At 36.0% G+C, this 26,582-nt stretch carries 21 protein-coding genes; 14 read left to right on the top strand and 7 right to left on the bottom strand.

Annotation, left to right across the window (positions count from 1 at the left end):
- The coding region (locus tag GILLI_RS01860; protein ID WP_006987422.1) for an SPFH domain-containing protein at positions 1–645 on the bottom strand (645 nt) is incomplete at its 3' end.
- 213 nt (positions 646–858) lie between these two features.
- On the opposite strand from GILLI_RS01860, the gene GILLI_RS01855 reads away from it, so the two are divergent.
- On the top strand, positions 859–1,641 hold the full coding sequence (locus tag GILLI_RS01855; RefSeq protein WP_006987421.1) for a S1/P1 nuclease: 783 nt from the start codon (positions 859–861) through the stop codon (positions 1,639–1,641).
- Here GILLI_RS01855 and GILLI_RS01850 read toward each other — a convergent pair whose 3' ends face one another.
- Genes GILLI_RS01850 through GILLI_RS01840 form a run of 3 tightly spaced genes read right to left on the bottom strand, consistent with a single transcriptional unit; the run spans position 1,642 to position 2,934 of the window.
- Positions 1,642–1,935: a TIGR03643 family protein gene (locus tag GILLI_RS01850; RefSeq protein ID WP_006987420.1), complete on the bottom strand. Its 294-nt coding sequence runs from the start codon at positions 1,933–1,935 to the stop codon at positions 1,642–1,644.
- 33 nt (positions 1,936–1,968) lie between these two features.
- Positions 1,969–2,568, bottom strand: a complete 600-nt coding sequence (locus GILLI_RS01845; RefSeq protein ID WP_006987419.1) for an alpha-ketoglutarate-dependent dioxygenase AlkB family protein — start codon at positions 2,566–2,568, stop codon at positions 1,969–1,971.
- 6 nt (positions 2,569–2,574) lie between these two features.
- The gene (locus GILLI_RS01840; RefSeq protein ID WP_006987418.1) at positions 2,575–2,934 is read right to left on the bottom strand and encodes a DoxX family protein; all 360 of its coding nucleotides are present in this window, start codon (positions 2,932–2,934) and stop codon (positions 2,575–2,577) included.
- A gap of 177 nt (positions 2,935–3,111) precedes the next feature.
- On the opposite strand from GILLI_RS01840, the gene GILLI_RS01835 reads away from it, so the two are divergent.
- Complete coding sequence (locus tag GILLI_RS01835) at positions 3,112–5,316, top strand: tetratricopeptide repeat-containing hybrid sensor histidine kinase/response regulator (protein WP_006987417.1); 2,205 nt, start codon at positions 3,112–3,114, stop codon at positions 5,314–5,316.
- Between the two features lie 113 nt (positions 5,317–5,429).
- On the opposite strand, the gene GILLI_RS01830 is transcribed toward GILLI_RS01835, so the two are convergent.
- Positions 5,430–6,263, bottom strand: coding sequence for a hypothetical protein (locus tag GILLI_RS01830; RefSeq protein ID WP_006987416.1), 834 nt, complete (start codon positions 6,261–6,263; stop codon positions 5,430–5,432).
- Positions 6,264–6,906: 643 nt separating this feature from the next.
- On the opposite strand from GILLI_RS01830, the gene GILLI_RS01825 reads away from it, so the two are divergent.
- The 6 genes from GILLI_RS01825 (at position 6,907) to GILLI_RS01800 (ending at position 14,529) form a co-directional block, all read left to right on the top strand.
- Entirely contained in the window at positions 6,907–7,512 is a 606-nt protein-coding gene (locus tag GILLI_RS01825; RefSeq protein ID WP_006987415.1) for a sugar transferase, read from the top strand.
- Between the two features lie 2 nt (positions 7,513–7,514).
- Positions 7,515–8,114, top strand: a complete 600-nt coding sequence (locus tag GILLI_RS01820) for an acetyltransferase (RefSeq protein WP_006987414.1) — start codon at positions 7,515–7,517, stop codon at positions 8,112–8,114.
- 5 nt (positions 8,115–8,119) lie between these two features.
- The gene (locus tag GILLI_RS01815; RefSeq protein ID WP_006987413.1) at positions 8,120–9,283 is read left to right on the top strand and encodes a DegT/DnrJ/EryC1/StrS family aminotransferase; all 1,164 of its coding nucleotides are present in this window, start codon (positions 8,120–8,122) and stop codon (positions 9,281–9,283) included.
- A 10-nt stretch (positions 9,284–9,293) separates the two neighbouring features.
- Complete coding sequence (locus tag GILLI_RS01810) at positions 9,294–11,267, top strand: polysaccharide biosynthesis protein (RefSeq protein WP_040506332.1); 1,974 nt, start codon at positions 9,294–9,296, stop codon at positions 11,265–11,267.
- Between the two features lie 88 nt (positions 11,268–11,355).
- On the top strand, positions 11,356–12,117 hold the full coding sequence (locus tag GILLI_RS01805; protein WP_006987411.1) for a polysaccharide biosynthesis/export family protein: 762 nt from the start codon (positions 11,356–11,358) through the stop codon (positions 12,115–12,117).
- 6 nt (positions 12,118–12,123) lie between these two features.
- A complete protein-coding gene (locus GILLI_RS01800) occupies positions 12,124–14,529 on the top strand; it encodes a GumC family protein (protein WP_006987410.1) in 2,406 nt (801 codons plus the stop codon).
- Here GILLI_RS01800 and GILLI_RS01795 read toward each other — a convergent pair.
- Complete coding sequence (locus tag GILLI_RS01795; protein WP_006987409.1) at positions 14,526–15,269, bottom strand: tyrosine-protein phosphatase; 744 nt, start codon at positions 15,267–15,269, stop codon at positions 14,526–14,528. The two genes, GILLI_RS01800 and GILLI_RS01795, sit on opposite strands and share 4 nt — an antisense overlap.
- A 90-nt stretch (positions 15,270–15,359) precedes the next feature.
- Between GILLI_RS01795 and GILLI_RS01790 the strand changes: the two genes are divergently transcribed.
- The 5 genes from GILLI_RS01790 (at position 15,360) to GILLI_RS01770 (ending at position 23,969) form a co-directional block, all read left to right on the top strand.
- Positions 15,360–16,697 (top strand): capsule assembly Wzi family protein, encoded by a 1,338-nt coding sequence (locus GILLI_RS01790; RefSeq protein ID WP_006987408.1) that lies wholly within the window; start codon positions 15,360–15,362, stop codon positions 16,695–16,697.
- Between the two features lie 74 nt (positions 16,698–16,771).
- The gene (locus GILLI_RS17565; RefSeq protein ID WP_006987407.1) at positions 16,772–21,331 is read left to right on the top strand and encodes a PAS domain S-box protein; all 4,560 of its coding nucleotides are present in this window, start codon (positions 16,772–16,774) and stop codon (positions 21,329–21,331) included.
- Between the two features lie 36 nt (positions 21,332–21,367).
- Complete coding sequence (locus GILLI_RS01780) at positions 21,368–21,799, top strand: response regulator (protein WP_006987406.1); 432 nt, start codon at positions 21,368–21,370, stop codon at positions 21,797–21,799.
- An 8-nt stretch (positions 21,800–21,807) separates the two neighbouring features.
- Positions 21,808–23,577, top strand: coding sequence for a PAS domain S-box protein (locus GILLI_RS17560; protein WP_006987405.1), 1,770 nt, complete (start codon positions 21,808–21,810; stop codon positions 23,575–23,577).
- Entirely contained in the window at positions 23,571–23,969 is a 399-nt protein-coding gene (locus tag GILLI_RS01770; RefSeq protein WP_006987404.1) for a response regulator, read from the top strand. The genes GILLI_RS17560 and GILLI_RS01770 overlap by 7 nt, the downstream gene beginning before the upstream one ends.
- Here GILLI_RS01770 and GILLI_RS01765 read toward each other — a convergent pair whose 3' ends face one another.
- Positions 23,970–25,049: an endonuclease/exonuclease/phosphatase family protein gene (locus tag GILLI_RS01765; protein WP_006987403.1), complete on the bottom strand. Its 1,080-nt coding sequence runs from the start codon at positions 25,047–25,049 to the stop codon at positions 23,970–23,972.
- Positions 25,050–25,305: 256 nt separating this feature from the next.
- Between GILLI_RS01765 and GILLI_RS01760 the strand changes: the two genes are divergently transcribed.
- Positions 25,306–26,436: a vWA domain-containing protein gene (locus tag GILLI_RS01760; protein WP_006987402.1), complete on the top strand. Its 1,131-nt coding sequence runs from the start codon at positions 25,306–25,308 to the stop codon at positions 26,434–26,436.
- Positions 26,437–26,582: the final 146 nt, after the last annotated feature.

Here is a 26,582-nt window from a genome sequence, read left to right as displayed (position 1 = left end):
CATGGCATTTGCTATTTCATTGGCGTAGGCCAGGTATCCAATACGAGCTTCCAGCACTTCAATTCCCGCTATTTCCAGCCGTTCCTGAACCTCCTTTTCCAGGGCTTCACTTACTTCATTTAAACTGGAGCGAAGAGTGATATCTTCATCAAGGCCTTCATCTGCAAAATTGTCATAAGGATATAGGCTGGCTAGTTTTCGTACTGCAGCATCTGTTTGCACTACTACAAAGTTTTCAAAATTATCCACTTCAAAAGCTGCTTTATAGGTGTTTTGAACCCGCCATACTAAAATAGTGCTTATCATTATAGGATTTCCCATTTTATCGTTCACCTTTAAACGCTCACTGTCAAAATTCCTCGCCCGGAGAGAGATCTTCTTTTTCACAAATAGCGGGTTAACCCAAAATAATCCATTTTGTTTTACAGTTCCTTTATATTTCCCAAAAAGAAGTAAAACCCTGGATTCATTTGGATTTACAAGAATCAATCCGGCTGCCAGAAAAAAGGACAAAAATATAACCAGAATAAACCAGGGAGATTTAAACATAATAAATCCCGCTATACTAGCTATGAATAGAAGGAAAATAAAAAACAGCATTAAATAGCCGTTGGAGGGACTTGTGGTTTTTTCGTTTGAAGCCATTTTTCGAGTGGTTTTTAATGTGATATTATTTTAATATCGTAAATATATCAAAATAAATTTTAAGTACAAAATCATAACTTAACGTTAAGATAAGATATCCTTCTTTATATTTGCACAATTCCTAACAACAGGATTAATTTTTTTATAGACATCTCAATCGATAGGAGTACACTTATAAATTTCATTTATCCGATTTAAAACAATAAATAGCTCATGAAAAACCTGTTACTAATAACTGTTTTTTTTCTGGGGTTGAGTATTTCCTTTGCTTCAGAATATGACTGGGGACAAAATGGACATCGTGCTACCGGAGAAATAGCTCAAAATTATCTTAGTAAGAAAGCAAAAAAAGAGATTTATAAACTATTACAAGGCAAGAGCCTTGCACTCGTTTCTACTTATGCCGATGAAATTAAGAGTGACTCAAAATACCGGGAATATGGTCCATGGCATTATGTGAATATGCCACCCGGAGAAACAAAATACAATTTGGAAACTGCAAATCCGGATGGTGACCTTCTGGCGGCCTTAAAAAAATGCAAAGCCGTATTACAGGATGAATCTGCTTCCAGAGAGGAAAAGGAATTCTATTTAAAAATGCTTGTTCATTTTGTAGGGGATCTTCATCAACCACTCCACGCGGGAAGGGGAGAAGATAAAGGAGGAAACGACATCCAGGTAAGATGGTATAATGACGGTACGAACATTCACAGTGTTTGGGATACCAAAATGATTGAATCCTTTAATATGAGCTATACCGAATTAGCCGAAAATACCACGGATCTCACCAAAGAAGAAAAACAACAAATCGCTTCGGGAACTTTTGAGGACTGGATGTATGAATCTAATGAGTTAAGCAAGAAAGTATACGCTTCGGCTGAAATTGGTGAAAAACTTGGGTATCGCTACATGTACGATTGGTTTCCTGTAGTGAGGGAACAACTTCAAAAAGGCGGAATTAGGCTGGCCTATGTTTTAAACGAGATTTACAAATAACTAACGCTTAGATACTTTGTTATTTGAGATGGAACGTTGTCGGCTGCATTTAAAGCGGCCGATTTCTTTTTCACGTAATTTTTGATGTTTGGTTTTTCTTCCCTGAACCCTTTTTCTCCAAAGTCTGAAACTACCTGGTTTCAGTTGAAGCCTCATAATTTCTATGACCTCTGCTTCAGTTATTTTAAATTGATATTCGATTGCTTCAAAGGTAGTTCGATCTTCCCAGGCCATTTCTATGATCCTGTCGAGTTCTCTTTCATTAAAATTATGTTTGTTTATAAATTCATTCATCCTACAAAAATATTTCAGAAGTTTTTAAACGACTTATAAAATGGTCCTAAAAGTTAGATTGATCCTTGGAGCCACCTGCTTTTTTGTTTTTGGAAGCTGGTGTTTCCAAAAATGTTGAGTACTACCGGCCATCAAAAATAAGCTGCCGTGTTCGAGGTCCAGTTTAAATCTTTGATCTTTGATATTTTTATGTTTTAACTGAAAACTTCGAACACCTCCCAAACTAACGGAAGCAATTACCGGGTCTATTCCAAGTTCTTTTTCATCGTCCGAATGCCACCCCATACTATCGTTTCCATCCCGGTAAAGGTTCACCAGGCAATGTGTGAAATCTTTTCCGGTATGTGCATTAACTTTTTGTTGTATTTCTAAAAGTTCCAAAGTAAATTTTTTCGGAATTAAAGTCAGATTGGAATAGCTGTATGGCAGTTCATTAATGGCATAAAGGGCTGTTAATCTTGGTTGAGGGATCTTTTTTCCGAAGATTGTAATATCGTGATGCTGCCAGTTCAGTTCTTTCAGAAAGATTTGAAAATATCGATCGGCAGTATTGGGTTCTAAAAAACCCGCACAATACGTGACATTGGCATTCGGGAGATTTAGATTGAATTCTTCAAAACTGAATAAATCCATATTCCTCTAGAATTGGAGATAATAATAGGCCCACCACATTAAACCAAACTGTAACGGAATTCTTAGCCAAAGAGCCCATACCGGAAATCCTGCACCGGCTTTTTTTGAAGATAGCATATAAAAGTGAACCAAAAGAAAAAAGCTTAGCATTAGGATAATTCCATAGATAGCAAGATTTTTTGTTTCTGCAAACATCAATCCTATTCCAAGGAGTATTTCTATAGCACCGCTAAGAAAAACCAGCGATTTATGTGCCGGAAGATAGCGGGGCATGATCCGTAAATAGATTTTTGGTTTTAAAAAATGGAAAAATCCAGCAAGGATATATATTCCAGCCATTAAATACAGATGCCAGGGGTAAATCATATTTAAAATTTTATTTTTAAAGATATAAGAAATTTAAGAAATCACGTTTCCCTCATCATTATTAATTTATTTTAAGTAAAAATGGTGAAAAATTGAGATTTTAACCAAAAAATTTTATAATCATTTGAAATTGACTACTTTTAACCCCCTTAAAATCTTAACCTAACCTCCAAGTTATTGAAAAAAAATTACTATCTAATTTTTCTTATAGGTATTATTTGTGCAAATTCTTTTGCGCAGGATAACGTTTACCTGGATTCTATTTATAAATTATCTTCAAGGTATTTAAGCAAATATGAGTATAAAGAATCTATTGAGACGGCGCTAAGGCTGTTGGAAGAAACGAAAACAATTAACAATGAATATTATCATTACCAGGCCCACAGTAATTTAGGGGCGGCTTTTTCCGATATAAATGATACGCTTTACTCCAGGCAGCATTACAAGGATGCCCTGAAAATTGCATTAGAACTAGATAATGACACTTTGTTGCTTTCCTCCTATAACAATTTAGGAAATGTATATTCCGAAGATATAAATACTACTCAAATTGGGATCGATTATTATAATAAGACAATTGAGCTGGCCACAAAAATGAACTATGAAAGCAAACTGTTGGCACCCACTGCAAACATTGCCTGGACCTACATAGATAACGGGAAATATGACAAAGCCCTGCCGTATTTAAAAGATAGCTGGAAATTGTTGGGCGACAGGGATAATAATTTAATTAAGGCCCAACTCCTCACTTTAATGGGCCGTTATCATATGGGGATAAATGAACTGGAAAATGCAAGGGGACATTTTGAACAAGCTATTCAAAAAACAGAAAAAGACACCCTTATTCTGGAGGCTTCTTTGGCATATAAGGAATATGCAGCCGTGCTGTTTGAGGAAGGGAATTTTGAGGCTGCCTTTATTGCCCTGGAAGAATACAATGGGTTTAAAGATCAAATATTTCAAGAGGAAAAGTTAAAACAAATACGAGACGCAAATATAAAATTTGAGGTTAGTCAATATCAGGAAGACCTGGAAATCGCAAAAGATGAGCAGCTTTATAAGGATGAAGTGATTGCAAAATCCAGAGAGAAGATGTTGGTTTTGGTCATTTCGGCTATTGTAATGTTCATAGTATTAATCATCCTTTTTAGGATAATACTTTCACGAAGAAAGTTAATCCTGGAATTAAGTGAAAAAAATAAGGAACTTCAGCTTGCTAAGGAAGAGGCAGAACGGCTTTCTATTTTAAAGACTCAGTTTTTTTCTACCATTAGTCATGAATTGCGAACCCCTTTGTACGGAGTAATTGGTTTGACTTCTATTTTAATGGAAGATAAATCGCTGATTAAACACGAGAGCGACCTTAAATCTCTCAAATTTTCTGCAGATTATTTGTTGGCTCTTATCAATGATGTGCTTCAAATGAATAAAATGGATTCTAATTTACTCAAATTGGAAAAGCTTCCATTTAATTTAAAGGATCTCATGAAAAGTATTGTGAAGTCCTTTGAGTTTACCAGGCTTCAAAATAAAAACAGCATTCACCTGGATATTGATTCAAATATTACCTATAATTTGATTGGCGATCCGGTAAGACTCTCTCAAATTCTTATGAATCTGGTAGGAAATGCTATGAAATTTACTGAAAGGGGTGGGATCTGGATAACTTCAAGATTGGTAGAGGAAGGGATTGATTCTGTAAAAGTTTATTTCGAAATAAAGGATGACGGTCTTGGAATACCCAAAAGCAAACAGGAAATTATTTTCGAGGAATTCTCGCAGCTAAAATATGAGAATTATAATTATCAAGGCACAGGCCTTGGGCTTCCAATCGTGAAAAAACTATTAAATCTATTTGAATCTGAAATATATCTTGATAGTTCGGAAGGCGAAGGTTCGGTTTTTAGTTTTGAAATAGAATTTAAAAAAGGCGGGTTAAGTAAATCTGAACCTGAAATTGCAGGATCTATTGAGACCAGTTCAACCCTTTCAGAAACAGAAGGAGTTGGGAAGCATATTTTGATTGTGGATGATAACAGGATCAATCAGGTAGTCACTCAGCGAATACTCGAACAAAAATCCTTTAGTTGTGATATAAGTGATAATGGCCTTGATTCCATAGAAAAAATTAAAAATAAAAACTACGATCTGGTACTAATGGATCTTAATATGCCTGGAATTAGTGGTTTGGAGGCTACACGCCAAATCCGGAAATTTAACAAAATCCTCCCTGTGATTGCGCTTACTGCCGTTGAAATAGAGGAGGTACGTCAGGAGATTCATGACGCAGGAATGAACGATATTATCATTAAACCCTATGATAATGCAACTTTTTTCCAGGTGATTTATAGAAATATTTCCAAAGAGGTTGTTGCTCAATAGCATTTCTATTTATCAAATCAATTGTAACTGGACAAACTCCAGGAAATGTAAATGTGAACATCCAAAATCTGGATTGAATCCCGCCGGAAAGGTACGGGAGCAAATTAAGGATTTTAACCCATAGGTGGGATCAATTTAGAGTCTTCCGGTTTCTCAAAAAGATCATCTTTTGGTTTAAAAAAATTAATATTGCTTATTTTTGCCTCACCAATTTGTTTTCCAATACCGTCTTTTTCATCCCAGTTGTGGAAAGTCCAGGTGGTTGCAAAAGGAACTCCATCTAGTACAATATAATCCTTGTAAACTATCACATGAGGATTTTCTTCAGCCTTTTCTATCGCTGTTCCAAAAGTAACGATATAAACCGCGGAGTGTAAAAGTCCTGTTTCTGGTTCCTGGTAGATTATATACCAGTCTTTGGAAGAGTCTCCTATTTGGTTTTCAAAGGCTAGTTTACCTCGATTAAAGGAATCTCCGGCAATTTTTTGAGAGCCCAAAACTTCCCAATTTGTTCCGGGATCGGTTAGTTTAAAAGGTAAAGCAAAAAAATACTGCCAGGTAAACATATCAAATCTGGCTCCTTTTTCTTCGGCTATCTTAGGACACAAAAATACTTCCTTACCATCATAGATCAATTTAGCACCATCTTCTTTATCAATCCGGATCTTTGAGGAGTTCGTTAAACTTGTTATTTTACCCGAAAACCGGGGATTACCTCCAAAAGTTAAATCGATATCAAATGCTACCGCTTTATAGGTGTTCCAGGTTTCCTTATTATGGGCACTTTCTATATTTTGTGCAAAGGCCACGGCAGGTGAAACAGCCCCGTCTCCTATTCCTTCATCCGGTTCTGTCATTATCTTCTCATCTGCCAGCGGTTCTTTTTTTTCATTTTGATTGCAACTAAAAACGACCATTATCAATAAACTAAGGAGCGTACGTTTCATATTTTGTAATTTTGAAGTTGTAAGTTACAAAAGCTTTTCACAAGCATAGAAAAATGGTAGTATTCTTAACGTTTTCTCCTAGCAAGTCTTCGATGCACGCCCTTTGGTCTATAATTTATCTAATAGCTACATGTAGCTTCCGTTTTGTTTACTTCCTTGGCTTGCTGCGAGGTAATTGATTGAAATAAAATCAATTCTTTGGCGAATTTTTAATCCCCCATTGAGGGTTTAATTCCCCGAGGTTCTTGATTTTTTCCATTGGGCTAATGTAGCCAAACTTTCTTATTCTTCGATTGTTGATCATTGACACTACAGGCCAGAGATAAAATCGCTTCTAATTATGAACGGCAGGCATTTTAGAAGGTTTTTCTAAAAATAAATAAAACCCTGGAAGAAATCAATTGCTCCAAAGAAAACTCACTGAGTATGTAAAAGGTAAAACATTCAAAACTTCGATGAAAACCTGGCTTAAAAAGGGGCTTGGGACAAATAAATTTGTTGGGAAAACAAATTAAAATTGCTTTCAGAAAGATTAAGATAATGTTTAGATTGAATTTTGTAATTTTGGCAGCTGATTAAAATTCAGCAATGAATATTGAAATAGGCGGGATGGTCATTTCAAAATTTCAAAGCAGTATTTTTTATGTACAAAACTTATATAAAACCTTTAATAGATTTTTTAGTCGCTTTTATGGCATTACTTATTATAAGTCCTCTATTATTTGTAATAACCTTCCTACTAGCTTTAGCAAATAACGGAAAACCATTTTTCTTCCAAAAAAGACCGGGTGAAAATGGTAGAATTTTCAGGATTGTTAAGTTTAAAACAATGACAGATGAAAAGGATAGTAATGGAAATTTACTGCCGGATTCAAATAGGTTGACTGCGGTAGGGAAATTTGTAAGAAAAACTTCCATCGATGAGATCCCTCAATTATGGAATGTATTAAAAGGCGAAATGAGTATTGTAGGCCCCCGTCCTTTACTGCCGGAATATCTTGGGATTTATAATGAACGTCAGGAAAAACGTCATTTGGTAAGGCCAGGAATTACAGGTTGGGCCCAGGTGAATGGCAGGAATGCGATAAGCTGGAATCAAAAATTTGAGTATGACGTCTGGTATGTTGAACACCTATCTTTTGGACTGGATTTGAAAATACTTTTGAAAACCGTCAAAAAAGTACTTGTTTCAGAAGGAATCAATACTGCTAATATGGCTACTACAGAGCCTTTTAATGGGAGAAATTAAAGATGAACATTTACGGCGCAAGCGGACATTCAAAAGTGATAATTGAGATTGTGAATTCCATTGGAGGCTCAGTTCAAACCATTTTTGATGATGATGAAAATATTTCCGAAGTTTTGAATCATTCCGTAATTCATTCGTTTCCTGAAGTCGCTCTAAATTCAGGTACAGTAATCGCAATAGGAAATAACAGGATTAGAAAAAGTGTCGCCAAGGTATTTAAAGGTAAAATAGAGAAAGTTCTTATTCATAGTGCTGCTTCGGTCTCGGAATCGGTGAAATTAGGGAGAGGAACGGTTGTAATGGCAAATGCCTCTATAAACGCAGAAACTATAATAGGAGAACATTGTATTTTAAATACAGGTTCAACTGTTGAACACGATTGTGAAATCGGGGATTTTGTACACATTTCCCCCAATGCTGCTCTTGCAGGTGGTGTGATAATAGGTGAAGGTTCACATATTGGGATTGGAGCTGTTGTAATTCCGGGTATAAAAATTGGAAGATGGGTTACCATTGGTGCAGGAGCAGTTATAATTAAAAATATTCCCGATTTTGCCACAGTTGTTGGTAATCCTGGTAAGATTATAAAATATACAGAATAATATTTATGCAAAAAAGTAAAATTTGGCTCTCTTCCCCACATATGGGAGGAACAGAAATCAACTATATCCATGAAGCTTTCGAAAAAAACTGGATAGCTCCTTTAGGACCCAATTTAAATGCTTTTGAAGAAGCTATTCAAAATTATTTGACCCCAATATCTTCTCCTTATCGCGGCACAGCGGAGGTTGCAGCTTTAAGTTCCGGAACTGCTGCGCTTCATCTCGCTTTAATATTATTAGGCGTAAAACCAGGAGATGAGGTACTTTGTCAAAGTATGACATTTGCAGCATCTGCAAACCCGATAGCCTATTTAGGAGCAACCCCTATTTTTATAGACAGCGAAAGAGATACATTTAATCTTTGTCCAAATCATCTTGAAGAAGCTATAAAAGACAGGATTTCAAAAGGGAAAACTCCAAAAGCTATCATTGCTGTACATTTGTATGGAATGCCCTACAAAGTCGAAGAAATTCAAGAACTATCAAAAAAATATAGTATTCCCGTGATAGAAGACAGCGCAGAAGCTTTGGGAAGTTCCTTTAAACGTCAAAAATGCGGTACTTTTGGAGATTTTGGAGTGCTATCTTTTAATGGAAATAAAATTATCACTACATCGGGAGGAGGAGCTTTGGTTTCTCATACGGAAGAAAAAAAGCAAAAGGCAGTTTTTCTTGCTACCCAGGCCAGGGATAATGCACCTCATTATCAACATAGTGAAATAGGATATAATTACCGGCTAAGTAACATATCTGCAGGAATTGGTCGTGGTCAAATGGAAATTTTAGATAAACATGTTGCATTACGAAGAAAAATGCACGAATTTTATAAAAATTTATTCAAATCTATAAAAGGTGTAGACGTTTTTTCGGAGCCAACAGAAGATTATTTTTCGAATCATTGGCTTAGTGTGATTTCTATAAATAGTTCCAAAACAAATGGGATAACCCGTGAAGATTTGCGCTTATGCCTTGAAAAAGAAAATATTGAAAGCAGGCCTTTATGGAAACCAATGCACTTACAACCGATTTTTGAGAAAATGCCTTTTTATGGAAGTGGAGTGGCAGAGGATTTATTTACGAATGGATTATGTCTTCCATCCGGATCAAATTTGAATGATGAAGAAAGAGAACGAATAGCAAATGCTATTTGTGGATGTTTTAAGATTTAGTTATAAAAATATGGGAAACCGATTAAAAAGTGCCCTTAAATTTAGTTTATCCAAAGAAGATACTGCTTTGGGGTTGCGCAATATTAAATATTTACCCAGGTGGGTGGTGTTTCTAATCGATATCTTTTTAGTATCGCTGTCCTTTTTGTTAACCATTTTAATAATTCTGGATCTAACCCCCAGCTACTATACTCTGCTAGATTTTCCTATGAAAGCAGTTTTAGGGATCCTGGTAAATATTTTCTTCTTTTTTGTATTTAAGACCTATGCCGGGATCATTCGGTATTCTTCTAATATCGATGCCTTAAAACTTATTCTGGCAACAACCTGTACATTTTTAACCTTAGTTATAATCAACTATATCACTTTTTTCGTTGTAGGCGAAAAGATCTATTTAATAGGTGGTTTACTAATTAATTTATGGATATCTTTTTCCCTGTTGTTCTTATTTCGACTGGGAGTTAAACAGGTATATGAATATTTTAAAATGGCCCGACGAGGGGATGATATCATAAGGACTGTAATTTTGGGTGCCGATGAAAATGCGATTTCTATAGCCGGGGCACTTGATATTGAACACCCAAGAAGGTTTAAAATAGTTGGTTTTTTAACTAAAACAAAACACAATCGCAGCATCCGTATTCTGGATAAACCTGTGATGAAATTTATTGATTCAATAAATATCCAGGTAAAAAGCTTAAATGCTTCTGCCGTGATCTTATCTGAAAATAGTTTTACTTCTGAAGAAAAATTCGCGATTATAGAGGATTGTCTGGAAAATGATATCAAGATTTTTAACGCTCCTCTTATTTCCGATTGGGAAGATAAAGACAAGCCTATTGCCCAAAAAGTTCAATCCCTAAGAATTGAAGATTTGCTGGAAAGGGAACCTATAACTTTGGACAGGGAAAACAAGGTGGAGCAATTAACGGGAAAAACCATTCTTGTCACCGGAGGTGCTGGATCCATTGGAAGTGAAATTGTAAGGCAGGTTGCTAAATATAATCCCAAAAAACTTATTATACTTGACCAGGCCGAAACTCCCCTGCATAATTTACAACTGGAGGTAGAAGCCAAATTTCCAGAACTGCATTATAAATGTATAATTTGTGATGTTGGGAATTTAAGACGTCTTGAAATTATGTTTCAAAACCATCAAATAGATGTGGTATATCATGCGGCTGCATACAAGCATGTGCCTTTGATGGAGGAAAATCCACACGAGGCTGTGTTTGTGAACGTAAGTGGGACCAAAAATTTAGCCGATCTTTCTGTGAAATATAATGTTGGTCATTTCGTGATGGTATCAACAGATAAAGCTGTAAATCCCAGCAACGTGATGGGAGCATCAAAAAGAGCTGCCGAAATGTATGTTCAGTCTTTATATCACAGCCAGGTTGGAAATGGATTTAGGACTACTAAATTTATAACTACCAGATTTGGAAATGTATTAGGCTCTAATGGTTCGGTGGTTCCTTTATTTAGAAAACAAATTGAAAAAGGTGGGCCGGTAACAATTACCCATCCTGATATTATTCGTTATTTCATGACAATTCCAGAGGCCTGCCAACTGGTTTTGGAAGCCGGTACTATGGGAAAAGGTGGTGAGATTTTCGTTTTTGATATGGGAGAGCCTGTAAAAATTATGGATCTTGCTATTAAAATGATCAAACTGGCAGGGTATATTCCTAATAAACATATAAAAATAAAGATCACCGGATTAAGACCCGGTGAGAAATTATATGAAGAATTGCTAACCGAAGAATGTAAAACGCTCCCAACCCATCACAAGAAAATAATGATAGGAATTGATAAGGTTCAGGATTATGACCAAATAAATGAAAAGATTTTAAAAATTATAAAGTCTGCTCATAAACTGAAAAATGACAAGGTTGTTGCGAAATTGAAAGCCCTTATACCCGAATTTATAAGTAATAATTCTACTTACGAAAGTCTTGACAAACCCGTAAGCGTTTCTAAATGATTTGTCTACTAGTTATTTAACACATTTTTATATCTGTGATCTAGCGACTTAATTTTATCCACCTATATTTGCACTTTACCAAAATTTTATGAAATATAATTTAATAGTTGTTTTAATTGGCTTTTTGATTTTAACAAGTTGCTCAACCCGGAAGGAGATCGTATACTTTCAGGGGTCTGAAAAGCTTGAAAACATGAAAAGCCTGATGGAATTTGAACCTGTATTTGAGGTTAATGATATTCTTCACGTTAAAGTTTCTTCTTTAAACGAAGAAGTTGTAGCACCTTTTCAAATGACAACCGGCGGGCAGAGTCAGGGTGGTGGAGGACAGCAAAACCCTTCTTTGATGGGCTATATGGTTGATGTTGATGGAAATATTCAATTCCCGGTATTGGGTAAAGTTCCGGCAGCGGGAAGAAGCAGGAGCGAGCTGGAGTCTTATTTAACAGAAGAGATAAAAACATACGTTACCGATCCTGTAGTGGCAGTAAGATTATTAAATTTTAGGGTTGTTGTGCTTGGAGAAACAGGTGAGTCCGTGGTGCAGGTAGAAAATGAACGAATAAGCGTACCGGAATTATTAGCTACTGTAGGTGGGATAACTTATGACGGAATGCGCGATAATATTTTAATAATAAGAGAGGTAGATGGGGTTAAAACCATTGGCAGGGTAGATATGACAAGTACCGATGTTTTTTCAAATCCCTTTTATTATTTAAAACAAAACGATATAGTTTACGTAGAACCCACTTTAAGAAAGGTGAAATCAGCCGGATTTATAACCAGCTATACAGGCCTGCTTTCTCTTGGTACTACAATTTTTAGTTTAATTATACTTTTTACGAGATAGATATTCATGGAGGAATTACAGGATTTCACAGAGGAGAAGGAATCAAACTTTGACTTAAAAGCAGAAATATTTAAGTATCTCGCGTATTGGAAATGGTTGCTTTTTGGACTTTTATTGGGTGGATTGATCGCCTATCTTTATAATCGTTATACGATCCCTCAATATTATACGCAAGCATCTTTAATGGTGCTAAAGGATAACGAAAATAATATCGCTAGTGCTTTGCCTTCCGGTGGTGGGTCTATTTTGACCTTTGGAGATAATAGTCTTGATAATCAAATTGTCACCCTGAAATCCAAACGTCTGGTAGAAAAGGTGGTAGATGAACTAAATCATAATATTTCTTATTTTATAGAAGGGAATGTAATTACTATAGAGGCGTATAAAAGCAGCCCAGTTATTATCCAGTTTATCACTGCCGATTCAATTGTAAATAAAGCTTCAAAAGCCTTTTTGGTTACTCCAAAATCCGACACCAGTTTTAACCTGGTCGATGAATCTCAGGGTTATAATAAATCCCACGAGATTGGTGAAATTATTGAACTCGATGGACTAAAATTCTCCATAGTTCCCAGGTCCGGACCAGATTCTTCCTTTAAAAATTCAAAAACAGTCCAAATAAATATTAACCCCGTTGATAGGGTAGCAGGGGATTATATATCGAAATTGGTAATTGGACCAAAAGGAAAAGCGGCGGACATCCTCTCTCTGGGAATCGTGCAGGAAGAAAGTACTAAGTCGGAAGATTTTCTTAATAATTTGATGCAGCAGTTCAATGCTGATGGTGTTACCGACAAAAGACAGGTTGCCTTAAGTACTACTGAATTTATTCAGGACAGGCTGGAATTGATCACTTCAGAACTCGATTCTGTGGAAGGTGGAATGGCAGATTTCAAAAGGGAAAATCAGTTTATGGATGTCGGTAGCGGGGCAAGTGAATACCTTTCTAAATCTACCCAGGCAGAACAACAGGCCTTTGAAATAGAAACCCAGTTGATGATTATTAGATCTATTGAGGAACTTTTGAATAAACGGGAAGGGTATCAATTGCTGCCTGCAAGTCTGGGAATTCAAGATGGTGAGATTTCGGGTTTAATATCGACCTATAATTCCCTTGTCCTGGAGCGAAACGCCTATTTAAGAACTTCCACCCCTCAAAACCCTGTTGTGGCAACTATAACTGCCCAATTGGATTCGCTAAGGGAAAACTTAAGGGATAATATCCGGAGTGCTGTTAGTTCCCTGAATATACAACTTGGCGTATTAAATCAATTGGATAGAAGTTCTCAAAGCCAATTCAGTACTTTTCCCGGTTTAGAAAAAGGAATGCGGGGAATTGAACGTCAACAGCAAATAAAGGAGCAGCTGTATTTATTTCTTTTACAAAGAAGGGAGGAGGCCGCTATAGCCTTTGCGGTAACCTCCCCGGTTTCAAAGATCATAGACCCTGCATATACAATGTCATCCCCCGTAGATCCTAAACCCTGGCTTATATTAGTGGGAGGTTTTCTTATCGGGTTGATTCTGCCTTTGCTTATTTTGTTTGCCAAATTTATGCTGGACACAAAAGTGCATCATAAAGGAGATCTGGCAACGCTAATTAAAAATATTCCATTTTTAGGAGAGGTTCCCAAAATCGCTAACGAAAGTGAAGTAGTCATTCAGTTAAATGACCGTTCTCCTTTGGCGGAGTCTTTTAGGATATTAAGAACCAACCTGGCTTATTTGGTAAAGGCCAAAAAGGAAAACCGAGGGGAAATCATTTTTGTAACTTCTACGATCAAAGGTGAGGGGAAAACTTTTATATCCTATAATCTCGCACGAACATTAGCTACAACCAAAAAGAAGGTAATTATTATTGGGGCAGATATCAGGAATCCGAAATTACACCGATATGTTCAAGCGCCCATGGATACTAAAGGTTTATCCGATTATTTATATGATCTGGATATCAATCCTAAAGATATTATTGCTTCTTCAGAAGACAGGGAAATTCAGGTTGATCTAATTTTATCTGGGACTATACCACCTAATCCTGCTGAACTTTTTATGAATGACAGGATGGAGCTTCTTTTAAAGGAACTTGCCCAATCCTATGATTTCATAATTGTAGATACTGCGCCAACAATGATCGTTACAGATACCTTGCTTATTAGTCCGCTGGCAGATACCACGCTTTATGTAACCAGATCTGGTTACACCGAAAAGAAATTACTTGATTTCCCAAAAGATTTGAAACAACAGGGAAAACTAAAAGGGCTGGCAGTGATTTTAAACGATGTAGATTATTCTAAATTCTCTTATGGTGCCCAATATGGTTATTCTTATGGATATGGATATGGTTACGGAGTGGATAAGCAATCAAGAATCAAGAGGGTTTTGAAAAAACCCTTCGGGAAAACTAAGGTTTAAAAATATTGCTTTGTTTTTTCAATCACTTTTTTAACCAAAGCTTCTGTTTTTTTATTGAGTTTGATGGAGGCTAGTTTTTGTAAATGCTGATCTCTGTGGGCATCGCTTCCTATAAAATCGATCATTCCTTTTTCCAATAATAGAAGGGCGGTTTTTTGCATATTCGTCCCGTAATGCGGAGTAAGAGAAAGTATATTTAGTTGAAAATAACATCCACGGTTTTTTAGTTCTTCATACTTTCTAAGATCCTTTGTATGGTAATAGGAATATCTTTCAGGATGAGCTAAAACAGGTTTGTAGCCGTGAGTTTGGATTTTGAATAATATCTCTTTTAGATTTATAGGTGCCTGGAAATAGGACATTTCTACCAATACAAGCTTATCCTTCAAAACCAGCAACTTTTCATTTTCTAAAAGCTCTAAAAAATTCTGGTCCATCATATATTCGGCAGCGGCCTTAATAGTAGTGTTTTTCAGTAGTTCATTCTTAGAAATAGCTTTCTGTACTGTTTCAAGTGCGGCGTTTATAATTTGGGGCGTGTTCGGGTAATAATCATTCATGATGTGCGGAGTAGCTATAAAATTTGTAATTCCTATCTCCTTAAATTTTAAAAGCAAATTCATAGACTCCTCGATATTGGCAGCACCATCATCTATTCCTGGAAGTATATGGTTGTGAACATCGGTTATACCTTGCAGTTGATCTATTAGAAACCTTTTCCTTTCAAAAATTGATAACATAAAACATCATTTTATCTTGTAAAATTACATATTTTTAACTCCATTTAAAGTTATTAGCTCCATTTAATCATTACTGTATTTTTCCCCGATATGAAAATAAAATTATTAGCTCCCTTGTTTTTTGTGTTTTTTGGCTTTCTAAATGCGCAGGAAGTAGAATTTTCAGGCTCTTTTAGCACAAAAGGTTTATTTTATTCTGAAGACGAATCCCCTTTCTGGATGCATAGCAATCAGCGGGGGAGAGTTGACGAACTTTCCAATTTCTCCGGATGGATTAATGGGCAGGCAAAATATCAGATTGGTGAAAATGCCGGTTTAGAACTGGGACTTGGCGGTTTGTATCAGGATGGATATACAGATAAACTTCAGCTGGATGAATCGTATTTAGCATTTCAAAATTCATGGCTTTCCATTGTAGCAGGTAGAAAACAACGTGCCGAACTTTATAATGGACTTAGCGCATCCAATCAAAACATCTTATGGTCCCTCAATGCAAGACCACTTCCGGGAGTTCAAATTTCAACTACCAGACCTATCTTTTTCAAGAACAATCAGGGGATTGGTTTTAAAGCTTCCCTGGAGGAATATCTTATGGACGATGAGCGCTATGTAGATAATACCAGACTGCATCATAAAAGTTTTCACCTGGTCTACAAAGGGTCCGAAAATTTTCAGATCACTGCAGGATTGCAACATTTTGTTCAGTGGGCAGGTACTTCACCTGATTTTGGAAAATTACCGGGCAGTTTCAGTGATTATATCGATGTGTTTACCGGAAAAGAAGGGGATGATACGGTAGGTGGGCAAGAAGCTAATGCTCTTGGAAATCATCTTGGAAGCTATGAAGTATATATAGATACCAGGATAGCCAATTACAATGTTCAATTTATATACAATCATTTGTTTGAGGATGGATCGGGGAGAGTTTTAAGGAATACCCCAGACGGGCGTTATGGTGTATATATTGAAGATCCAAACCCCGGTAAATGGATCGATGCTTTTATCTATGAATTTTATTATACCAAGGATCAGAGCGATACTGATATTACCACAGACGGTGAAGACAATTATTTTAATAACAATCTATACCGTTCCGGGTGGACGTATGAAAGCAGAATTTTAGGGGTTCCTTTTATAACTCTTGATGAAAACAGGTTTAGAGTGAACAACAATAAAATTGTTGCACAACATATAGGGATTTCAGGAATTGCTTTTGAAAAACTCCCCTATAAACTTCTTAGCAGTTACAGGAGAAATTACGGGGGTAAGGGTACTTCTTCTAATAAGAACAATATTTTATCCACTTATCTGGAACTCAAGGTTTGGCAGAATCTATTGGATGTGAATATACAGCTGGGGGCAGATATGATTTCAGAATCTTCAACAAATCTGGGTATTGGTTTGCAGATTAGTAAAAGTTTCTTCTGATAATTTTGTTATCCTTAAAGTTTTTGTATTTTGATCTTTTTTTATCAGTAATACGTACCCCAAAACCTACGTAAATGCGAAATAAACCTAAAGAAAGTGCTTCCCGCAATACGATCATTCAGGAAATACTTGCGGGCTTTCCATCTTCACAGAAATCTATAAATGCTTTAATCAATCTCCGTTTAAACGGGGATTTGGAGTCAATAAATGCTCCGGCAGCAAAAATTATAAGCGATCAATTTAATACAAAACTTTCCCAGGGTGATTCGATATTAACAATTGTTCCCACAGCAAATCTTGAATCTTTTGGAAAATATTTGAAAACTGCCTGTTCCGGTGTGTTTAATAAATACCGGGTCCCGTCCACAGAAGCCCGGGAATCTGTTAGCTTTTTATTTTCTCCCGTTTTTGATGAATTTGATGCAGTTAAATATATTCAGATCCTAATCAATTATGAAGAAAACCCAGTAGAAAACAAGGCAATAATTGAAGATGATTTAAAAGGACTGTTAGATGATTCCAATATAGGTGTTTTCTTGACTAGACCCACGGGAGAAATTCTGGATGTCAATACTGCGGCTAGTCTGATGTTTGATTATAATATCGAGGAATTTCGAAAGAATGAAAGAGATGTACTCTTTGATTCCAGTGATGGAAAATTGACGAAGATGTTAAAAATCAGGAAAATAAAAGGCTTTGTGAAAGGGGAACTCACAGCGATCAAAAAGGATGGATCCAAATTCCCGGTTGAGATGTTTTCTTCTATTTATAAGGATAGTTCCGGACAGGAATATGCAACTAGCATTTTATTTGATATATCCAGGCAACGCCTTCAAAAAATTGAACTTTCTAAAACCAACCAAATTTTTGAATCCCTTTTTAAAGGTCATCCGGATTCTGTGTACTCGTTTGATCTGGAAGGGAATTTTATAAGTGTAAACCCCAGTGCGCTAAGTTTGAGTGAAGGATCAACAGATCAACTTCTAAATATGAGCTTTGCAAGCTTGATTCCGGAAGTAGATCTTCCAAGGGTTTACAAACATTTTGAAAAAGCCTGCCAGGGAGAAACCCAAAGTTATAACACCGGTTTTATTAGTTTAAAAGGAAATAAAAGAAGGCTCCATATTACCAATTTCCCAATTATTTCCGGCGATAAGATAACAGGCGTCTTTGGTGTTGCACGCGATATAACAGAGGTTGAAAGAAATAAAAGCAAAGCAAAACAAAGTGGGGATCGTCTCAGGAAAATTTTAGATCAGTCCCTGGATGTGATTTGTACAATAAATGAAGAAGGTAAGTTTATAGAAGTGAGTGCCGTGAGTTTTATAAACTGGGGTTATACCCCGGAAGAACTTATAGGGATGGATTATATGGAGCTGGTTCATCCTGATGATAGAGCGGCTACAAAAACAGTAGCCGCTGAAATAAGCAGCGGTTCCAATGTGAATAATTTCTTGAACAGATCCATAAAAAAGGATGGTGGTATAGTCTCTAATATTTGGGCGGTGCAATGGAATGAGGACGAGAAATTAATGTATTGTATCGCAAAAGATGCATCAGAAATTTTAGAGGCTGAAAGACTTTTAACACGGGAGCGTAATTTATTAAAGGCAATTATCAATAATATTCCCGATTATATTTTTGTAATTGACAAGGATCACAAAACATTACTTTCCAATAAGAAATTTTATGCGGATTACCTTGGAGGAACAAATGAAAATATCACTCTAAACCTTAAGCCTTCCGATTATTTTCCTGAAGAAGAGGCTAAGGAAATTATGCAAGACAATGAACGCATAATGGAAAGTGGGAAACCCATAATCAATCGTCAGGATATCATTTATGATTACAAAGGGAGAAAGGATGTAATTTTATTGTCTAAAGTCCCATTGAGGACAGAAAGTGGAAAGGTAGAAGGAATGGTTGGAATAGGCAGGAATATCACTGCTACCTATTATTTTGAGCAAGAACAAAAATTGATCTATGAGATTCTTACCTCCCTAAGCAAAGCTTCAAATTTAACTTCAGGGCTAAATAAAATAATTAAGAAGATCGCTGAATTTTTAAACTTACAGGTTGCTGAAGCCTGGGAAGTGGGTTACGATAGTTCTGTTATAAGAAAAATAACAGATTTTATTCAGGGCGAAGAAAATTTGATTATGCGTAATTCTTTGAAGTTTTGTAAAAAAGGTGAGGGCTTTCCAGGAATTATTTGGGAGTCAAAGTCGGTAGAAATTTGGGGTAATTTACAAGAGGACAAGCGATTTATGAGAAGAAAATCATTGCTGAAAACCGATATAACTTTTGGGATAGGAGTTCCCCTTATATTTAAGAACGAAGTTATTGCAGTTCTTACTTTTTACGGAAATAAAGTTGAGCCCTATACTGGAATCGTACAATTATTGCAACGCTTGTCCATTCAAATATCCACAGCGATCAAAAGAAAGGTTACCGAAAATCAGCTAAATAATATGTTCCGCCATACTCCAAATCTTATCGCGGTTATAGGATTGGATGGATATTTAAAGCGGGTAAACCCAGCGTTCTTTGATGTTTTTGGATACACGGAACAAGAACTTTTAACCCAGGCATTTATAAAATTTTTACATCCCGATGAAGGTACTGTAGTAGTGGAACGCTTAAAAGAAGTGGCGTCGGGCCGGAAACCCCAATCTTTTCAAAACCGCTGTTTGGCAAAAAATGGGGATTGGAAATGGATTTCCTGGACACCTTCAGAGTTTATTGAAGAAGATGGGATTGTACATTTATTTGGAATAGATATTACTCCTATAAAAACCGCAAACCTTGAACTTTTAAAATATAAGAACATCATAGAGAGCACAAAAGATGGAATTGGTCTTATCTCTTTTGAGAACGATGCGGTATTTCTCAATAGTTCTTTGAGAGAAATCCTTGGTGTTTCTGAATCTGAATTAAAAGGAGTCGCTTCTGTTAAAGATTTATATGCAGATGAGATTATTGCAGATACTGTATTTTCAAGCCTTCTTTCAGGAAAATACTGGGAAGGGGATATTAAGCTGAAAAATAGAAATGGTAAAATTTTCAATTTTCACTTAAGTGCGGGACCAGTTTTTAATGAATCCGGAGAGCTCATAGCTATTTTTGGTTTGCATACAGATATTAGTGAACGTATTGCAAACGAAGCGGCCCTTCAACAATATGGAAACCGGATCAATAATATTTTAGAAAGCATAACAGATGGTTTCTTTTCAATCTCTAAGGACTGGGAGGTTACTTATTGGAACAAAGAGGCTGAAAATTTGCTGGGGATAAAAAGAAGTACCATTTTACATAAAAATTTATGGGATTATTTTCCTGAAGCAAAAAAGTCACTTTTTTATTCTAAATATAAGGAAGCGTTAGACACAGCACAAAAAGTTTCTTTTGAAGAGCATTTTGAACCGTTGCAAAAATGGTTCGAAGTGAATGCATATCCTGGAAAGGATGGATTATCTATTTATTTTAAGGATATCTCAGATAGGAAAAATTTCAATGAGCAGATAAGGATTGCTAAAGAACGCTATGATTTGGTTTCCAAAGTTACACAAGAAGCGGTATATGATTGGAATATAATTGAAAATGCTATTGAATGGAGTGATGCTTATTATTCGCTTTTTGGATACCTAAGACAAACTGCTGCTGAAACCGTTGAAAATTGGGAAAATATCATTCATCCGGAAGATAGGCAGGCTTTGATAGATAACTTAAATACCGTTTTAAAGAATGCTTCTCAATCACAGTGGCAAATAGAGTACAGAGTAATTAAGGGGGATAAAACTCAGGCGGTTGTTTTAGAACGCGGTTATATTATAAGGGATACCACCGGTAAAGCTGTTAGAATGATTGGATCCCTTCAGGATATTACAGGACTCAAACAAAATGAAAGAGCCTTAGAAGAGCTAAACTTTAAACTAAAGAACAGGGCAAATGAGCTGGCCGTTTCCAATGCAGAACTGGAACAGTTTGCATATATTGCCTCACATGACCTTCAGGAACCATTGCGAATGGTAACAAGTTTTCTATCCCAACTTCAGAAAAAATATGAAGGTCAATTAGACGATAAGGCACAGCAATACATTCATTTTGCTACAGATGGTGCCGTGAGAATGCGACAAATTATTCTGGATCTTCTTGAATATTCCAGGGTTGGAAGAATGGATTACCGGCTTGAGGAAATAGACTTAAATGAGCTTATTTCAGGGATTACCGGATTGTACAAAACCTTAATAGAAGAAACCAATGCTGTTATTAATTACGGGGAACTTCCCACTATTGAGGCTGCAAAAACCCCTTTACAACGGGTGCTTTCAAATTTGATTAGCAATGCTTTTAAATATCACCGAAAAAATGTTCCTCCCGTTATCGATATAAAAGTCCTTGAACACAAAAGTTCCTGGGAATTTATAATAGCCGACAACGGAATAGGCATACGCACCCAGTTTTTCGATAAAATTTTTACTATTTTTCAACGTTTGCATGCCCGGGATGAATATTCAGGAACCGGTATTGGTCTGGCAATCTGTAAAAAAATTGTGGAAAATCACGGTGGTGAAATCTGGTTAACTTCTGAAGAAGGCAAAGGGAGTACTTTTCATTTTACTATCCAAAAATAATTTTAGTATATTTATAACCCCCAATCATACCTACCTATGAAATTAATTGATATTCTATTAGTAGAAGATAATGAAGGAGATATCGTATTAACTACTGAAGCCCTTAAGGAGGGTAAAATAGCCAATAGAATTTCAGTGGTCAAAGATGGAATGGAAGCTTTGGAGTTTCTGGAGAAAAAAGGTGATTATAAGGATGCAATAACTCCGGATTTGATCTTACTAGATATAAATTTACCAAAAATGAATGGTCATGAGGTTTTAACAAAAATTAAAACTATAGACCACCTTAGGCATCTCCCGGTCATTATTCTTAGTACTTCTTCTTCTCAGGAGGACGTGATGAATTCCTATAAAAATTATGCCAACTGTTATATTACCAAACCCGTGGATGCCAACGATTTTTTAAAAGTTGTTTCCTCCATTGAAGATTTTTGGATTTCGGTTGTTCAATTACCTAAAAAAGATTAAGTCGCTCTATGTCCTACATTCCCCCTGTTTTAAAAATTTTGGTAATTGAAGACCATCTAGGGGATTTCATTCTAATAGAGGACTATTTAAATGAAATTCAATCGGATGTGGATATTAAACGGGCCTGCACTTTTGAGGAAGCCAAAACTATTTTAAAATCCGATATTGAGCTGGATGCTATCTTACTTGATCTCTCCCTGCCAGATGTTGATGATAGGGAGATTTTAGTTAAAGATGTTGTTGAATTTTCAAACAGATGTGCTGTAATTGTACTTACCGGTTTTGGGGATAGAGACTTTGGTGTTAAAACCTTGTCTTTAGGGATTTCAGATTATCTACTGAAAGATGAACTCAATGTTTCTCAACTTTCAAAAAGTATATTTTATAGTATCGAACGCAAAAAATCCCAAAAACAGCTTTCAGAATCTGAGAAGAATTACAAAGCCCTGTTTAACCACAGCCCTATGCCTATGTGGGTTTTAGATAGAAATAGCCTCAAATTTTTAAGTGTGAATGATGCTGCTTTAGAATTATACCAGTATACACGGGAAGAATTTATGAATTTTACTGTTAGGGACCTTTGGGTTAATCCTGAGCCAAAAATTGAGATATTTGTTCAAAGAAAACGTCATGATTTTTTTGGTTTTAGTATTTCCCATAAAAAAAAGGATGGGGAAATTATGCATCTGGAAATACAAAGCAATCCAATAAGCTTTGATGGGCATGAGGCACGTGTAACTTTAGTGAATAATGTAACAGCCAGAATAAAAGCGGAAGATCAACTAGCGAGGAGTGATAAACGATTTAAAGCTTTGGTCCAGGAAGCTTCAGATCTCGTAATGATACTGGATTTTAATGGAAATTTTTCTCATGTGAGTCCCTCTTCCGATCTGGTGATGGGCATTCCTGCAGATCAAATGCTTGAAATGAATTTCTTCGATCTTATCCATCGGGAAGATATAAACCAGGTTAAGAAAAATATTTTAAAGCTTAAAAATAATAAGCGAATCCAGATTCCTTCTTATCGTATTAAAACTTCCTCAAATGAATGGAGGTGGATTGAAACCGTTTTTACAAATCTTATAATGGATCCTGCCGTTAACGGCTTGGTAGCTAATTCCCGGGATGTTACTGAATTTGTGAATCAGGAGCGAAAACTCATGGATAGTTTGCAACGCTATGATATAGTTGCAAAGGCCACCAGTGATACCATTTCAGATTACGATGTACAAAAGGATATCTTAAAATTTAACGAAGGGATTTTTACCATGTTTGGTTACAAAATTGCCGAAATTAAAGTAGGGAGAGCATGGTGGAGGGAAAGGATCCATCCGGAAGACAGGGAACGGCTCTATAAAAACACAGATGAAGTTTATAAGTTCAACAAATCTACCTTGCAAATTGAATATAGGTTTCGTTGTGCCGATGGCAGCTACCGTTATGTTTTAGACAGGAGTTTTTTGGTGAAAGATTCAAAGGGTAATCCTTTGCGAATAATTGGCTCTATGCAGGATATTACAGAGATACAAAATCATATACAAACCATTGAAGATCACAATGAGCGCCTAAAGGACATTGCCTGGACGCAATCCCATGTGGTTCGCGCTCCGCTTGCAAGAATAATGGGAATTATAGATTTAATGCAAACTCACGATGATATTGTAAACCAGGAAGAATTATTGAAACATATCCTGCATTCTGCTACAGAACTAGATGGAATTATTCGCAAGATCACAAATCAAACCGAACAGGTAACACAAAACTTTCCGGAATGTTAAAAGTATTGATAATTGATGATGATTCCATTGTGCTTTTTATTCAGGAAAAGATGCTTAAAAAATATGGGATTACAGATGCCCCAATCTCTTTTCAGGATGCCAGGAAAGCAATTGATTTTTTGAAAATTCAGAAATCCGGGGATATATTTTTGATTTTGCTGGATATCAACATGCCCGGGATGAATGGATGGGATGTTTTAGATGTTATAAGGGAAATGGAAATTTCGGAAAAAGTTTTTGTGTTTATGGTAACTTCTTCAATAGATAATTACGACAAGGAAAAGGCGAAAAATTATAAAAATGTTATTAGTTTTATAGAAAAACCAATTTCTGTCGATAATTGTATAAAAATAAAAGAGCATCCTGAACTAAAGCCATATCTTTTGGATTAATTATAAATCGGTTTCCTGGGGACTTCCATTTTCTATCTTTTCGTTTGCCCATTCTTTTTCATCTCCATCTGCTTTTTCGGGTTCTTCCTGAAAAGATCTTCCCTTTGGCTCATAATTTAGTTTAATATACATAGGGAAATGATCAGAATTAATACTTTTTAAACGCTTAATTTCTATTAAGGTGAAATCTTTTGTGTGAAAAACATGGTCTAACGGCCAGCGTAAAAGAGCATAATCCACGTGAAAAGTATTGTAAAATCCTCTTCCTATCCTTGGGTCCAGTAAGCCGCTTAATTTTTGGAATAATTTAGTTGTCCTGGACCAGGCCACATCGTTTAGATCTCCAAATACCAGGATGGAATCCTTCTCTGTATTAATTTCTCTTCCTACCAGTAATAGCTCGGCATCCCGGTTTGTCGAAGTATCATCTTCACTTGGACTTGGAGGTTTAGGATGTAAACAGTGGAACTTTATCCTTTCCCCATTTCGCAACCGTACATATCCATGAATTGACGGAATCTCATCGCTAATGAGATATTTTATTTCTATATGCTCCAGCTTTAATTTTGAATAAAGGTGCATTCCATAGAAATTATCCATCGGAATTTTCACAGTATAAATATATTCATCTTCAATAACTGAAAGTTCATTTTCCCAACGCTGGTCGCTTTCCAATGTTAATAGTATATCGGGTTTATTAGCTTGAACAAGATCAAGTAATTTATCCGATCTCTTATTTGTGGTTAACACATTGCTTATTAAAATTGAGATCACCCCTCTAGGATCACTCCCTTTGAATTTAAGTACTACTTTTTTTGAAAGAATTGTATATGGAAATATTTTTACTGCCTGATAGATGAAACTTGAAAGCAATAAAATCACTATTATATAATGATAGACTGCCCCAAACGTATAAAATATTAGCGAGAGGGAGATCATAAGAAGAATAAGGAAACTTATTTGAAGTCGGGGGAAATCAAATCCCCTAATCCACCATTGATCAAACTTGGTAAGCGAGGCCAGAGTTGGTATCAACATCAATAAACTAAAAAAGGTAATTATTATTTCCGGAATATTCATCAAACTGCTGTTAACTGTAAAATTACATCATAAATTTGATTTCTGGCAAACATTAATCCGCAGCATTTTATTAACAAATATTTAGTCTGTGTTTATAAAGATCATTTTTTAGGTTGCGTTTAATTGTTTTAACTTTATAGATTTAATATACGCCAGGTGTTCTTACTACGAAATAAAATTATTTCTGAAGTTATTGCAACCAACTATACATGGAATTTTTTTATTTCCTGAGAGTCCTAAATAAATAAACCTACAAATGAAGAAGAAGGATGCTACCATAAGAAAAGGTTTTGTATTCAAGAAATTTGAAGAGCCCGAAAAATCACCTTTTGAAAAGCTTTTTGAAATTTTTAAAGAATTGATCACCCATACTTCAGGAGATTTTGATGAAGCGATAGATTGGTTGCGTCAGCTTGATGTTGAGTACAAACTCACAGATAAGTATTATACCATAGATGATTTTATTGAAGATTTGAAGAAAAAGGGATACATCCGTGAGGAAATTGATCCCAATGGAAAGGGTGGAATGGCGATTACTGCAAAAACCGAAAGAGCGATTCGTCAACAAGCCTTAAATCAAATCTTCGGAAAATTAAAACGCAGCAAATCCGGAAATCACAGCACAAAACAGCAGGGACTGGGAGATGAACATACCGGGGAATTCAAGGAATTCCATTATGGGGATTCCCTGGATAAAATTTCCATGACCGAGAGTTTAAAAAATGCCCAAATCAATCATGGTCCGGGAGATTTTAAAATGACTGAAGATGACCTGGTGGTGGAGGAAACCCATCATAAATCTCAAATGAGTACAGTGTTAATGATAGATATAAGTCATAGCATGATCCTTTATGGAGAAGACAGGATCACTCCGGCTAAGAAAGTTGCGATGGCGCTGGCAGAACTTATCACTACTCGATATCCCAAAGACACGTTGGATATCCTTGTTTTTGGAAATGATGCCTGGGCGATTTCCATTGGCGATTTGCCCTATCTTACAGTTGGGCCCTACCACACAAATACGGTGGCAGGATTGGAACTGGCTATGGACCTGCTTCGAAGAAAACGAAATACCAACAAACAAATCTTTATGATTACAGACGGAAAACCCAGCTGCATAAGAGAGCGGGATGGAACCTATTATAAAAACAGTGTAGGGCTTGATCCATACATTATCGATAAATGTTATAATATGGCACAAAAGGCCAGAAAGCTCCATATTCCTATAACGACGTTTATGATCGCACAGGATCCTTATCTGGAACGATTTGTTCGTGAATTTACGCAGGCAAATCAGGGAAAAGCTTTTTTCACCGGATTAAAGGGATTGGGTGAAATGATCTTTGAAGATTATGAAAGCAATAGAAAGAGAAGAATTAAAGGATAAGGTAATAATTCAGGATTGATATAAAACCTAAAGGAATAGCAGCTCTAATGCTGCAACTTTAAATCAATAAAGCAGTAGGACCAGCTGTTTAGTATTCAAAATAAAGTAAACCTTCGGAAATACCGAAAATGAAAATTTATAAATTA

Source organism: Gillisia limnaea DSM 15749, assembly GCF_000243235.1.
In the GTDB taxonomy this organism is placed as follows: domain Bacteria; phylum Bacteroidota; class Bacteroidia; order Flavobacteriales; family Flavobacteriaceae; genus Gillisia; species Gillisia limnaea.
Note: the sequence above shows the minus strand (reverse complement) of the source record. Positions and strands in the feature narration are given on the sequence as shown.